This is a genomic window from Pseudomonas sp. S2_E01, from assembly GCF_054668365.1.
In genome coordinates this window covers 1631566-1644553 of record NZ_CP162762.1, presented here as the reverse complement: position 1 = coordinate 1644553, position 12988 = coordinate 1631566, and the positions used below count along the sequence as shown (strand labels likewise).

The following is a 12988-nucleotide window of genomic DNA, read 5'->3' as shown; positions in this document are numbered from 1 at the left end:
ACGGCATTTCAACGATACCGGGGCGCCGCCGTGGAACTGCCGAACAGTCCCGAAAGCGTTCGTCGCTGCGCCTCGTAAAGGTCCCACTGCTGGCCATCATGCAAACCGGGAATCGTCACCACCTCGCCATTGGCGAACCCTGCCAGTGCAGCGTCGACCATGTCTTCGGCGGACATGACGATCTCCTGTGGCAGGTTTTCCACCGGATTGCCCGCCTCGCTCCAGAAGTCGGTGGCGGTGGCGCCGGGCAGCACCGCTTGAACACGAATGCCCTTGTCGGCCAGTTCATGATGCATGGATTGACTCAGGCTCAGCACGAATGCCTTGGTGCCGCCGTACACGCCATTGAGAATTTCCGGGGCAATGGCCACGATCGAGGAGATATTGATCACCGCGCCGGTGCCACGGGCGACGAACCCCGGCACGACTGCGTAGGCCAGGCGCATCAACGCTGTGACGTTAAGGGTGATCATGTCTTGCATGTCATCCACCGGACTGCCCAGCAAGGGCATGACGCCACCCACCCCGGCGTTGTTGACCAGCAAGGTGATGCTGGCGTCAGTGCGCAGCAGGTCCTCGACCCTCAGCAGGTCGGAGGGGTCTTTGAGATCGGCGGCGACCACCTCGACCGTCCGGCCGGTTTCATTGCTCAAATGGGTGGCCAGCGCATTAAGTCTGGTTCGGCTGCGGGCGACCAGGATGAGGTCGTAGCCCTGACGAGCGAGACGGTCGGCGTAGACCGCGCCAATCCCGGAAGAAGCGCCAGTGATGAGCGCGGTGCCTTTGGTTGAAAGCGTCATGGTCAATTTCCTTCACGATTAGGCGATCATTCGCCGGATGTGAACGTTATAAATCGACTGACACTTGGCTCAAATGACGTTTAAAGTACGTTTTCCGGACATGCGACGTGAGGATATCGAGATGACAGGCGTGGCGTTCGTGGTATTTGAGGGGTTCCAGTCCATGGCGCTGGCGGCGATGCCGGTGTTCGAATACGCCAATTTCAGCGCGGGTGAAACGTTGTATGACGTGAGCGTGGTGTCCGAGAAAGGGCAAGTGCTGCGGGCTTCCGGGGGATTGAGTGTCGGAACCCAGGCGTTCGATGAGCGCGTATTCGATACGGTCATCGTGGTCGGTGGCGACGCCATTCTCGAGCAGGCTCCCGAGGGTGTTTTGAACTACCTGCGTGCCAGCGTGAAAACCGCCCGGCGTACGGCGTCGATCTGCTCCGGAGCCTTCGTGCTGGCCCAGGCCGGCTTGCTCGACGGTCGCCGGGCGACCACCCACTGGGCTTACGCGCGGGAGCTTCAAGCGAGGTTTCCGAAGATCAAGATCGAGGAAGATCGCATCTACGTGATCGACGGTTCGATCTGGACCTCTGCGGGCATGACCGCCGGCATTGACCTGGCACTGGCGATGGTCGAAAAGGACCACGGCGCCGAACTGGCCCGTTCCGTCGCGCAGAAACTGGTGATGTACCACCGCCGCGCGGGCGGTCAGTCCCAGCATTCGGCGATGCTGGAACTGGAGCCCAAATCCGACCGCATCCAGACCGTACTCGGCTATGCCCGGGAGCACCTCGCCCAGGCGCTGTCAGTGGAACAACTGGCGGACGTGGCGCGCCTGAGCCCGCGCCAGTTCAGCCGCGCGTTCCGCGCCGAAACCGGCCAGTCGCCGGCCAAGGCCATCGAAAACATGCGCCTGGAAACGGCGCGGCAGATGCTGGAGCGCGGGCGTTTGACGCTCGATCAGATTGCCGCCGAAACGGGGTTCAAAGATCGACGGCGGATGCGCGAGGCATTTCTCCGGGCCTTCGGCCAACCGCCACAGGTGATCCGCCGCAGCGCCCGCCTCGCCCTGTAGGAGCGAGCTTGCTCGCGATGACGGCGAGCCAGCCACCACCCATGTGCCAGATCTATCGCCATCGCGAGCAGGCTCGCTCCCACAGACTGCAATGAGATTCAGCTGGCAATTGCGTTAAGCATCAGCCGCCCCGTGTCATCTCGCTGCACACCCACCCCCTCATAACTCGCCATAGTCGCATGCGCCGTTTCCAGTGGATGTTCATGGGTCGATGTCATGATCAACAAATCAGCCCCCGCCGCCTCCGCTGCCAATATCCCCACCGTGGCATCTTCGAAAATCAGGCATTCGGTGATGTCGACGTTCAGACGCCTGGCCGCCAGGCGATAGCCCATCGGATCGGGTTTGCCGGCGCTGACATCCTCTGCCGTGACCATGACCGCAGGCTCGGGTATCCCCGCCGCCGCCATGCGTCGCAGCGCCAATGCCCTGGGTGCTGAAGTGACGATGGCCCACTGCCGGGCTGGTAACGACTGGAGGAACTTCGCCGCGCTGGTCACCTCGACAATGCCTTCGACATCCTCGATTTCTGCCTGGGTGATCCAGGCGGCCTCAGCTTCGGCATCGATGCCGGGAAGGCCTTGGCGGTTGATGGTATCGATGGCGCGGGCGCCGTGAATGGTCGGCAGGAACGACGCAACATCCACGCCATGGCGCTGGGCCCAGACGGTCCAGATGCGCTCGGCGGCGGCGATGGAATTGAGGACGGTGCCGTCCATATCAAACAGAAAGGCGCGATAGGGTTTGTTAAAGACTGACAAGGGTGCACTTCCTCTGGCGGTAGCCGGACGGTTGATGCCCGGCAATGTAGCATTTGCCAGCGGCGAAACTCACCTTCTGACCGGTCCGGACTTCAAGGCACCCTCGACGCAATCGAGCATCTGCCCCAGCGCCCAGGGTTTCTTGATGAACGACACGTCGTGTTGGACACCGGAACTTTCCGGCGTTTCGAAGCCCGACATGATCATGATCGGCTTCTCGGGCCAGCGGTCGCCGAACTGGTTGGCCAGGTCGGCGCCATTGAGTGCGCCGGGCATGGTGATGTCCGTCAACAGCAAGGCCACCCTGTTTGCATGCTGCTCCAGATAGTTGGCTGCATCGTCGGCGCTGACCTGTGGTTCCACTGCAAAACCTTCCTCCTGAAGAATCTCGCAGAGAAACTCCAGGATCAACGGGTCGTCCTCGACGACCAGAATCAACCCGTCCGGAAGGTTCTCGTTCACCTTCGATACTGGACTCATGATTTTGCCACTCCCTGAATACCTGATGATTTCGCGGTCTCAACCCGCTGCTTACAGGTATGAGCAGCGGGTTGCGCGGAAATTCACTTTTGATACAGGCAGGGGTGAAAATCAAGTTTTAGTCAGGTCAGTGGGTTCACTGCGACATCGCATCCTTCTTCATGGCGTCCTTGGACATGGCATCTTTTTTCATCCCGTCCTTGGACATGCTGTCCTTTTTCATCGAGTCCTTGGACATTGCATCCTTGGACATGCCGTCTTTTTTCATGGCGTCCCTGGACATTGCATCCTTGGACATGGAGTCCTTGCTCATGCTGTCCTTGCTCATGGTATCCGCGGCAAAAACACTGGCGGCGCCCATGGCCAGGCACATGGACAGAACGACGGTGGTCAATTTTTTCATGATCAAACTCCTTGAAGCACAGGTTGCGAATGAGCGCAGCACACGCTGCGCGGTGAATGCGTCGGGCGCCGTCAGCTGCCACCGAACCAGTTGTAGCCCTGGTCTTCCCAGTAGCCGCCGCTGTAGGTGTTGCTGACGAAAATCGCCTGGATGTGTTTGGGATTCTTGTAGCCCAGCTTGGTAGGCATGCGCAGCTTCATCGGGAAACCGTATTCACGCGGCAGCACGGCGCCGTCGTAGGTCAGCGCCAGAATGGTTTGCGCGTGGAGCGCAGTGGCCATGTCGATGCTGGTGTAGTAATCGTCGGCGCACTTGAAACCAACATATTTGGCGTCGGTGTCAGCGCCTACGCGCTTGAGGAAATCGCTGAAACGCACGCCGCCCCAACGCCCGATGGCGCTCCAGCCTTCGACGCAGATGTGTCGGGTGATCTGGTCTTGCTGCGCCATGGCGCGCAACTCTTCCAGACGCCAGCTGCGCTTGTCGGCGACCCGCCCGGTGACCTCCAGGCGAAAGCTCTCTTCCTCCACGGTCGGTGCCTCGTCGATACCGTAGAACGCGTTGAAGGGAAACGGCCGAGTGATCATCGACGCCGGATAGGTGGGTGCCATCGCATTGGGATTGAACAGCCAGCCCTGTACCCGATCGTTTAGCCGGGACATCGATGACAATGCGGTTTCGACGCTTTCGTTGTCAGTGATGTTGCAGCCGGACAACAGCGCCACACCGCCGAGGGTCAGGCCACGCATGAGGAACGAACGGCGCGAGCGATCCTCGATCTGCGGGGCGATGATCTTGCGTGCATCCTTGAGGATGGAGTCTTCATCCAGGCCTTCAATGCGCTTTTTCATACAGGCTCCTTGCGACCGACGATCATGGCCAGCAGCGTTTTCGGGACCAGCGCGACCATCAACAGGTGCACCGCGACGAAGGCGACCAGCAGCGCCATGGCAATGAAATGCACATGCCGCGCCGCTTCGTAGCCACCCAGCAATTCGCGCAGCAGCGCAAACTGCACGGACTTCCACAACACCAGGCCGGACATCACCAGCAGCGCAATGTCGAGTACCACGAACAGGTAGGCGAATCGCTGCACCTGGTTGTAATGGCTCAGGTCCGCGTGCCCCAGTTTCCCGCGCAAGGCGGCCCACAGGTCATGCAGCACTCCTTTGGGGGAAACCGGGAAAAAGCGGCGTTTGAAGCGACCGCTGAACAGGTTGATGATCAGGTAGATCAGGCCGTTGATCGCCAGAAACCACATCGCTGCGAAGTGCCACTGCAAAGCACCGCCGAGCCAGCCACCCAGGGTGATCGACTTCGGGAAACTGAATTCGTAGAGCGGCGAGGCGTTGTAGATCCGCCAGCCGCTGGTGACCATCACCAGCACCGCCAGCGCATTCAGCCAGTGGGTCAACCGCAGCCAGCGCGGGTGGCTGGCCCTGGGTGCAACAGTTGACGGCGACATGTCCGGCTCCAGTGATTGTTGTTCGTTGGGGGCGAGTATGGAGGGGGATTTGTCGCCAAATCCTCACCGAAAGTTAACTTAATTGTGATGAATGGATACCTGTACCAAGCTCGCTCCTACGGGGATTGGTGGTTAAACTTGCGTCCCCCCGCCATCTGCCGACCCCGAATCAATGAACACTCAAGCCCTCACCACCCTCCACGATCACCTGCTGACCGCACTGGCAACCGCCCCAGCGGAAACCCGCCGACTGTTTCACGGTCGTGGCCGCTGCTGGCCGGGGCTGGAACAGTTGACCGTCGACTGGATGCAGGGCGTAGTGCTGGTGTCGCTGTTCAAGGAACCCGAGCCTGCGCATCTCGAGGAGTTGAAACAGCGGCTGCTGGAGCTGACCCGATCAGTGCAGTGGACGCAGTCGGGCGCGCATACCCTGGCGCTGCAACATCGCTACCTGCTGCAAAGCACCACCGAGTGGCTGGTCGGGGACGTGATCGAGGACATGACGATCACCGAGGGTCGCCTGCAATATCGGGTCGATCTGGGCCGTAAACAGAACACCGGGTTGTTCCTCGACATGCGTTACGGCCGTGATTGGGTGCGCGCCAACGCCCAGGGCAAACGCGTGTTGAACCTGTTTGCCTACACCTGCGGATTTTCGGTGGCGGCCATTGAGGGTGGCGCCGAACACGTGGTCAACCTCGACATGTCCAGCCCGGCGCTGAACCGTGGCCGCGACAACCATCGGCTCAATGGCCACGACATGAGCAAGGTCAGTTTCCTCGGCCACGACCTGTTCAAATCCTGGGGCAAGGTCATCGGCAAGGGGCCATACGATCTGGTCATCATCGACCCACCGTCTTTCCAGAAAGGCAGCTTTTTGCTGACCAAGGATTACCAGCGGGTGTTGCGCCGCCTGCCGGAACTGCTCACACCCGACGGCAGCGTTCTGGCCTGCATGAACGACCCGGCGTTCGGCGCCGATTTCCTCATCGACGGTGTCACCCGTGAAGCGCCGGGTTTGCAGTTCGAGCAGCGCCTGGATAACCCGCCGGAGTTTCCCGATGCGGATGCCGAGTGCGGGTTGAAGGCGCTGGTGTTTCGTCGCTGATCAGCCCAGCCGTTCACGCACGTATTCACTGACTTTGTGGGTCAACTGGTCCAGATGCCGATCGCGCTGTTTTTCGGCATCGATCATGGCGCGCTTGCCGTGGCGTTGCAGCAGGTAGGTGTGAATCTGCCGCACTTCCAGCGAGCTGTAGATCGACGTGGTGTCGAGCAGCCCTACCCGCCCCGCCGAGCGATAGTCGCGGGTACTCATCAGCACCTGGGTGCCACGGGCACCCAGCAGCGCAAAGCCCATCGACTCGAACCACGGCACCTTGGCCACGGCGCAGGCCAGCTCGGCGTGGGGATAACGAGCTACCATCTCGCGTAGCATCCTGCGCGCCACGCCCTGGCGCCGATGGCCTGCCTGCACGGCCATGTAGGCCACGCTGCACGCCTCGGGATCATCCTGGGTCGGCAGATAGAGCAGAAAGCCCGCTACCGTATCCGGGTCGTCCACGTCCGTGGCCACGATCAACTCCACCGCGATCCCCTTCGCTCCGCTCAGCGCTTCCAGATACAGGTGCACCTCATAGCCGATCGTGTACTGGTACACGTTGTACAACAGGTTGCTCGGCGGGATGGCGACCATGCTGATGTCGGTCAGATTATCGACCACCATCTGCAGGATCTGGCTGGACAGGTGCTCGGGGCACGGGGTTTTGAAGTGGGTGATCTGGAACATGAAAGGCACTGCTCTGAGGCTGACGCGAAGGTGCCTATCATAACGTGCTTGAGGCTGATCGTTCCCACGCTCTGCGCGGGGACGATCACTTCACGCCTGTCTCACCACTGGTAAGTCGCACTCGCCTGCACGGTGCGTTGCGCGCCGTACCAGCACCACGAGTACGAATAGCAGGTGGACACGTACTCTTTGTTTGCCAGGTTGCTGGCATTCACGGCCAAGCGCAGGTTGTCCTTGAGGCTCATGACATTGGGGATGTCGTAGTGCACCGCCGCGTCCACCAGCGTGTAGCCCGGCACCTTCAACGTGTTGGCGGCATCGCCCCAGGACGAACCGACGTAACGTGCGCCAGCCCCGACGCCGAAGCCTTTGGCGGCGCCGTCGTGGAAGGTGTAGTCCGCCCAGACCGACGCTGTGTGGCGCGGAATGCCGTAAGTGGTGGTGCCTTTGGCCGACACGGGCGCGCCCACGGCAACGTCGGTCAGCGGCGCGTAGTTGACGGTGCTGTTTGACTTGGTAATGCGGTTGTCGAGGTAAGCATAGGCCGCCGTGATGTCGAGGTTGTCGTTGAGGCTGGCCTTGCCTTCCAGCTCAAAACCTCGGGAGCGCACTTCACCACTTTGTTCCTGGCAACGGCCGTTGCCACAGAGGTGCGTCGGGTCCGGATCGAGCGTCGGCACGTTGGTCTGCGTCAGGTCGAAGACCGACGCGGTAATGAAGCTGTTGCTGCCCGGTGGCTGATACTTGATACCCATTTCATATTGCTTGCCCTCGGTCGGCTTGAACACCGAGCCGCCGTAGCCGGTCCCCGACTGCGGTTCGAAGGACTCGGTGTAGCTGATGTAGGGTGCCAGGCCGTTGTCGAACAGGTAGACCAGGCCCACGCGACCGGTGAACGCTTCGCTGTCCAGCGAGGTTTTGGTCTTCACATTTCTCTGCAGATTCAGTGAGCTGTTGTGGTTGGTCGCCCAGTCATACCGCCCTCCCAGCAGCAAAACCCATCGGTCCCACTTCAGTTGGTCCTGAAGGTACAGGCCTTTCTGCTGGTTACGCTGGGTGGCGTCGGTGGTGTAGGCCGGCGTGGTGACTGGAGCACCGTACACCGGATCGAAAATATCCAGGGTCGGGCCGGTACCGAAACCGGATTTGGTATCAGTGCTGGTGTTCTGATAATCGCCCCCAAACAGCACGGTGTGCTGCACCGGGCCGGTGTCGAACTTGGCCTGGGCCTGGTTATCCACGGTATAGGAGTCCAGGTTGACATCGGTGGCGATGGTCGACCGGTTGGACGTGCGGTAATCGGCGCGCAGGTTGCTGTGGTAAAGGCTGCGATACTCGCCCTCGCTGCGCAGGTAGCGGGCGTTCTGGCGCAGGGTCCAGACATCGTTGAGGTGGTGCTCGAACAGGTAACCGACAGAGAAATACTGGCGGTCGCTCTTCTCGAAATCCTCATCGCCGTCATAGAAGTCAACATCGATGTCCCGGCCTATCGGGCTGTCGAGTACCGAACCCCATGCGGGCATCGAACCGTAGGACGCGGCTTTCGGGTCTTTCTGGAAATGCCCGAGCAGGGTCAGCGAGGTGTCGTCGCTCGGCCGCCAGGTGAAGGACGAGGAAATCGCCTGACGCTGGGTTTCGGTGTGTTCGAGCTGGCCGTCGGCCTCGTCGTACAGGCCGGCCACCCGATAGGAATAGACCCCTTGATCATCCAGCGGGCCGCTCAGGTCGAAGGTCGTGCGTTTCTTGTTGAAGGTGCCGTACTCAACGCCGATTTCATGGAACGGCGTGTCCAGCGGCCGCTTGCTGACCATGTTGACCACGCCGCTCGGGCTGGCCTGGCCGTAGAGCACCGACGATGGGCCGCGCAGCACGTCCACGCGCTCAAGGTCGAACGAATCCTTTTGCGGCGACGCGTCCCGGCTGCCGGGCATGCGCAGGCCGTCCAGGTACACCGCAGGAGAGAACCCGCGAATGGTCATCTGGTCCAGGCGCGAGGCCGTGGAGCCACGACTTTCAGTGACCACGGCGGCGGTGTAGCGCAGGATCTGGTTGAGGCTTTCGGCGCCTTGGGCGCGCATCTGGTCCTTGGTCACCACCGAGATCGACTGCGGGGTTTCGATCAGCGCCGCATCCGTCTTGGTCGCCGACAGCGAGCGGGTTGCCACATAACCTCTCACCGGGCCGGTCGGACTTTCGCTGGCGTAGGCGCCGTTGATGTTGGTCGCTTGTAACTCCAGGGAGCCTTCCACCGGTTCGGGTGCAGGCTCGATGCGATAACGGGTGTCCGAGAGCGCTATGGCATTGAGACCAGTGCCCTGGAGCAATCGGGCAAGTGCCTGGCGGGTGCTGAAGGAACCGTTCAGGCCGTTGCTGCTTTTGCTGCGGGTCAGTGCCGGGTCGAAGGCCAATGCCAGGCCCGCTTGCTCGGCCAGGCTGTTGAGTGCCTGGCTCAGATCACCGGCAGCAATTGAAAAACTGCGTATTGCGCTGGCGTGGGCACCAGGGACCGAAGGTTCAACCGCCAGCAGCGGTGTTGCGACAAAGGCCATCGCCACTGAAAGCGCCAGTGGGTGCAAGGGACGAACAAAGCGTGACATGGGAAATCCTGCGAAAGGTTAGGCATTACTAACCATGACGGCCATGTCGAAAAAAGAGACAAGGAATGCGATCGATTTGCATTAAATTCTTTCTGCTACCACCTATTACCCTGTAGGAGCGAGCTTGCTCGCGATGGCGGTGTGTCAGTTGCATTTACGCTGGCTGACACACTGCCATCGCGAGCAAGCTCGCTCCTACAGAAAGGTGTGATGCAAGCGCTAGCGCCGCTTCACCACCACCAGCCAATCCGTAAACCGCTCCACCTCAATGGGCAGATTGTCCGCCAGGGTGGCCAGTGCTGCGTCGGTGTCGTCCAGGCGGAACACGCCGGAAACCCGCAGGCCTTGCAGCGCCTGTTCGTCGAACCGCACCAGGCCGTGCCGATAGCTGGCCAATTCGTGCAGTACTTCGCTCAAGGGTCGGTCGTCGACCTTGAGCAGGCCACGGGTCCAGGCATCCGGGCTGGCGTCGCCGATGGCTTGCGGTTTAGCCACGTCGCCGTCGCGAAGAACGGTCTGCTCACCCGCCTTGACGTTCACTACCTCCCCCGCCCTGGGTTTGGCGGCAACCACCGATTCGAGCACGCTGACCACCGTCGAGCCATCGGCATCACGCTTGACCAAATACCGAGTCCCCAGCGCGGTGGCCGTGCCTTGGTCGGTGCGCACCACGAACGGACGTTGGGCATCCTTGGCCACCTCGACCCACAACTCCCCGGCGAGCAATTCGATCACGCGCTGCTGGCCATCGAATTTCACGTCCAGCGCCGAGTCGCTGTTGAGCTGAACATGGCTGCCGTCCGATAGCACCAGTTCGCGCCGCTCACCGACGCCCGTACGTTGGTCGGCGAGCCAGACCGGCAGGTTTTCCAGGCCGATCCAGCCACACATCAACACCCCCAGCAACGCCACAGCCTGCGCACCGCGAGCCGCCATCGTCGGCCGCGGCCGGAAAAAGGCCTGCTTGAGGGCGACACGCGCCGGCGCCACCGGCAGTTCATCGAGACTGCCCAGCAACTCGCGCATACGCTCAACAGCCAACGCGTGAAGCGGATCAGCCTCGCGCCAGAGTTCGAACGCCTCGCGGTCGGCATCCGTCGACAGGTCATCGTGCAGCAAGGTCAACCAATGGGCCGCTGCGTTGATCATGCGATCGGAGGGTTGCTCGAAGGCGTTCAAGGTTGGTCCGCGCTGTACAGGGTGTTGTAGCAATGCACGAGCGCACTGGCGACGTAGTTCTTGACCGTGCTGGCCGAGACGTTCAGCTCGATTGCGATCTCGCTGTAGGTCAGGCCATCGAGACGGCTGAGCAGGAATGCCTCGCGGGACTTGGTCGGCAACCCGGCGAGCATTACAGCGATTTTTTCCAGTGCCTCCAACGCCACATGGACCGCCTCGGGGTCCGGCATGCCGGCCTCCTGCGCCTGGATCGCCAAGGCTTCAAGGTAGGCTTGCTCAATGCGACGACGTCGAGCGCCATCGATCAACAGGCGCCCCGCCGTCGTCGCCAGGAACGCCCGTGGCTCCTTGATGGTGTGCGGTTCGGCAAGGCTGAGCACACGGATGAAGGCGTCATGGGCCAGATCGGCCGCGCGTTGCGAGCAGCCGAGTTTTTTTCGTAGCCAGCCGTGCAACCAGCAATGGTGTGCGCTGTAAAGGTCGGTGAAGGTGCGCTGACGGCGGGAAAAATCATCCTCGGCCACGGAAACATCGGGCATACGAAAAAATTTCTCAAATAAGAAAGATTACCAGTCGCGCAAACGATGACAGCAAAATCATGGCAGGGCAAGCGATCAGATCAATGACAACGCCACTATTGCTGTGGCGCGACCATGCGAAAGCGGATGTTGATGTCATTGGAGACCACGGTGTCGGCAAACTCGCCCTCTCCGATCTTGAAATCGCTGCGCCTGAGGGTCAGTTGGCCGTCGAAGATGCCGATGGATCTATCCGCCTTGAGCAGCACCGGCACGTCTACTACCTGGGTGATGCCCCTGATGGTCAGCGTGCCGGTAATCAGATAGCGGCTGTCGCCGAGGGCTTTCACCGCCGTTGAGGCGAACGTCGCCACGGGTGAATTGGCCGTGTCGAACCAGGCCGGTTTTTTCAGCTCTTCGTTCGCGTCACTGCTGCCGGCGTCAATGCTGTCGAGCTCGATGATCAGCCCGGCATGAGCCGCCGAAGGGTTGGCGGTATCGAAATCCAGTGTGCCCTCGAAACGGCTGAAGGTGCCGTAAACCCGTGAGCTGAATTGGTTATAGGTGAAGGACAGTGTGCTGGCTGTGGTATTGACCTGCGTGTATTCGACGGCATTGGCGCAGGAGAACGCGCCGAAGGCCAGCGCAGCAACCCAGAGGGCGGAGCAGGAAAATCGAGGCTTCATGGAATTCTCCAACCTTGCGCTGCTTGCCTGCGTCGGTGTGGCTCAGTTCGTCGAACGCATTGATTTGATCAGGTTGCTGCGCAGTTTTACAACCGACTGTTGCAGTTGCACGAACTCTGCTGCAGTCAGCCCGGTGGCCTCGGCCAGCCCGCTTTCCGGCTGGTTCTCGCGCAGCGCCCTTCCTTGTTGGGTCAGTTTGATCCGCACCTGCCGCTCGTCCTCGGGGTCACGCTGGCGTTGCAGGTACCCCATCGCCTCCAGTTTTTTCAGGATCGGTGTGAGGGTGTTGGATTCCAGGAACAACTTTTCACCCAGGCTGCCGACGGTCTGATCGTCGGTTTCCCAGAGCGCCACCAAGGTGATGTACTGCGTGTAGGTCAGCCCGAGTTGTTCGAGCAATGGCTTGTAGGCCTTGCCGAATGCCAGGTTGGTGGAATAGACCGCAAAGCACAGGAACTCGGAGAGCTTCAGGTCGGAGGGATCTGGCTTTGCATTGGCGTTCATGGGCTTCCTCGATAACAGGATATTCGCGTTCGGCCGACTATACGTCGTACGCGACAGTATCGGAAGTGTGATAACGACATACGCCGGCTCAATCTGAAGGATCGAACCGGCGGATGCTTTCGACTTTATTCACATACGCTTTTGTCGTATGCGATTTTTACACTCGAAAAATCAGACCGTCAGCACGTTCAATTCCACGTCGATGTTGCCACGGGTGGCTTTGGAATACGGGCAGATCTGGTCCGCCGTATGCGCCAGCCGAGTCGCAACCTCGTGCGACAGGCCCGGTACGCGCAAGGTCAATCGCGCTTGAAGGAAGTACTCCGAGCCACCCTGCCCCAGGTCGACTTCGATGTCCACCGACAGATCCCCCGGCAACACAACGTTCAAGTCATTGGCCACCAGTCCGACCGCTGCGGTGTAGCACGCCGACCACGCACCCGCGAACAGTTGCTCGGCAGTCGGGTGTGGCTGGGTGGCGGCGAACACATGAGCAGGTTTGGCGCTGCCCGGCGTCGACAAGGTAATGTCGAGAGTGCCGTTGTGGCCGCGTGAGGTGTTGCCGGCGGCGCTGGCGGTGGTGTGGGTTTTGCCGGTGGCCAGGACTTTTTCGATCTTGCTCATGGGGTGAATCCTCTGTGATGCAATGGATTTGAATTGTTATCGTATTCGACTTGATCGCATGCGATGTATTAATACTCATGGAAACCGTCGGCAGTGTCAATAGCCGGTAAGCCGATCAG

General features: G+C 60.7%; 15 protein-coding genes. 2 read left to right on the top strand and 13 right to left on the bottom strand.

Features of this window, described 5'->3' with window-relative positions:
• Positions 1–8: 8 nt before the first annotated feature.
• Entirely contained in the window at positions 9–800 is a 792-nt protein-coding gene (locus AB4O36_RS07545) for an SDR family NAD(P)-dependent oxidoreductase (protein WP_460141377.1), read from the bottom strand.
• Positions 801–921: 121 nt separating this feature from the next.
• Here AB4O36_RS07545 and AB4O36_RS07540 point away from each other — a divergent pair, with 121 nt between their 5' ends.
• Positions 922–1863, top strand: a complete 942-nt coding sequence (locus tag AB4O36_RS07540) for a GlxA family transcriptional regulator (protein ID WP_460142124.1) — start codon at positions 922–924, stop codon at positions 1861–1863.
• A 98-nt stretch (positions 1864–1961) separates the two neighbouring features.
• Here the strand turns inward: AB4O36_RS07540 and AB4O36_RS07535 are convergent, their stop codons facing one another.
• The 5 genes from AB4O36_RS07535 to AB4O36_RS07515 all read right to left on the bottom strand — a co-directional run bounded on the left by AB4O36_RS07535 (position 1962) and on the right by AB4O36_RS07515 (position 4972).
• On the bottom strand, positions 1962–2624 hold the full coding sequence (locus AB4O36_RS07535; protein ID WP_460141376.1) for an HAD-IA family hydrolase: 663 nt from the start codon (positions 2622–2624) through the stop codon (positions 1962–1964).
• 69 nt (positions 2625–2693) lie between these two features.
• Complete coding sequence (locus tag AB4O36_RS07530; RefSeq protein ID WP_460141375.1) at positions 2694–3104, bottom strand: response regulator; 411 nt, start codon at positions 3102–3104, stop codon at positions 2694–2696.
• Between the two features lie 136 nt (positions 3105–3240).
• Positions 3241–3507 (bottom strand): pentapeptide MXKDX repeat protein, encoded by a 267-nt coding sequence (locus AB4O36_RS07525; protein ID WP_460123049.1) that lies wholly within the window; start codon positions 3505–3507, stop codon positions 3241–3243.
• Between the two features lie 71 nt (positions 3508–3578).
• Positions 3579–4358, bottom strand: a complete 780-nt coding sequence (locus tag AB4O36_RS07520) for a molybdopterin-dependent oxidoreductase (RefSeq protein ID WP_460123047.1) — start codon at positions 4356–4358, stop codon at positions 3579–3581.
• Positions 4355–4972: a cytochrome b/b6 domain-containing protein gene (locus AB4O36_RS07515; protein WP_460141374.1), complete on the bottom strand. Its 618-nt coding sequence runs from the start codon at positions 4970–4972 to the stop codon at positions 4355–4357. The genes AB4O36_RS07520 and AB4O36_RS07515 overlap by 4 nt, the downstream gene beginning before the upstream one ends.
• Positions 4973–5144: 172 nt before the next feature.
• Here AB4O36_RS07515 and AB4O36_RS07510 point away from each other — a divergent pair, with 172 nt between their 5' ends.
• Entirely contained in the window at positions 5145–6080 is a 936-nt protein-coding gene (locus tag AB4O36_RS07510) for a class I SAM-dependent methyltransferase (RefSeq protein ID WP_460123045.1), read from the top strand.
• On the opposite strand, the gene AB4O36_RS07505 is transcribed toward AB4O36_RS07510, so the two are convergent.
• The 7 genes from AB4O36_RS07505 to AB4O36_RS07475 all read right to left on the bottom strand — a co-directional run bounded on the left by AB4O36_RS07505 (position 6081) and on the right by AB4O36_RS07475 (position 12869).
• Positions 6081–6761: a GNAT family N-acetyltransferase gene (locus tag AB4O36_RS07505; protein WP_460123043.1), complete on the bottom strand. Its 681-nt coding sequence runs from the start codon at positions 6759–6761 to the stop codon at positions 6081–6083.
• Positions 6762–6862: 101 nt separating this feature from the next.
• Positions 6863–9358 carry a TonB-dependent siderophore receptor gene (locus AB4O36_RS07500; protein WP_460141373.1) on the bottom strand — a complete coding sequence of 832 codons (2496 nt, stop codon included), beginning with the start codon at positions 9356–9358 and terminating at the stop codon, positions 6863–6865.
• Between the two features lie 219 nt (positions 9359–9577).
• Positions 9578–10507, bottom strand: coding sequence for a FecR family protein (locus AB4O36_RS07495; RefSeq protein ID WP_460142123.1), 930 nt, complete (start codon positions 10505–10507; stop codon positions 9578–9580).
• A gap of 26 nt (positions 10508–10533) precedes the next feature.
• A complete protein-coding gene (locus AB4O36_RS07490) occupies positions 10534–11076 on the bottom strand; it encodes a sigma-70 family RNA polymerase sigma factor (protein WP_460141372.1) in 543 nt (180 codons plus the stop codon).
• Positions 11077–11171: 95 nt separating this feature from the next.
• Positions 11172–11741, bottom strand: coding sequence for a YceI family protein (locus AB4O36_RS07485; RefSeq protein WP_460141371.1), 570 nt, complete (start codon positions 11739–11741; stop codon positions 11172–11174).
• Between the two features lie 42 nt (positions 11742–11783).
• Positions 11784–12245, bottom strand: coding sequence for a MarR family winged helix-turn-helix transcriptional regulator (locus AB4O36_RS07480; RefSeq protein ID WP_460141370.1), 462 nt, complete (start codon positions 12243–12245; stop codon positions 11784–11786).
• A gap of 171 nt (positions 12246–12416) precedes the next feature.
• Positions 12417–12869, bottom strand: coding sequence for an Ohr family peroxiredoxin (locus tag AB4O36_RS07475; protein ID WP_460141369.1), 453 nt, complete (start codon positions 12867–12869; stop codon positions 12417–12419).
• Positions 12870–12988 lie beyond the last annotated feature (119 nt).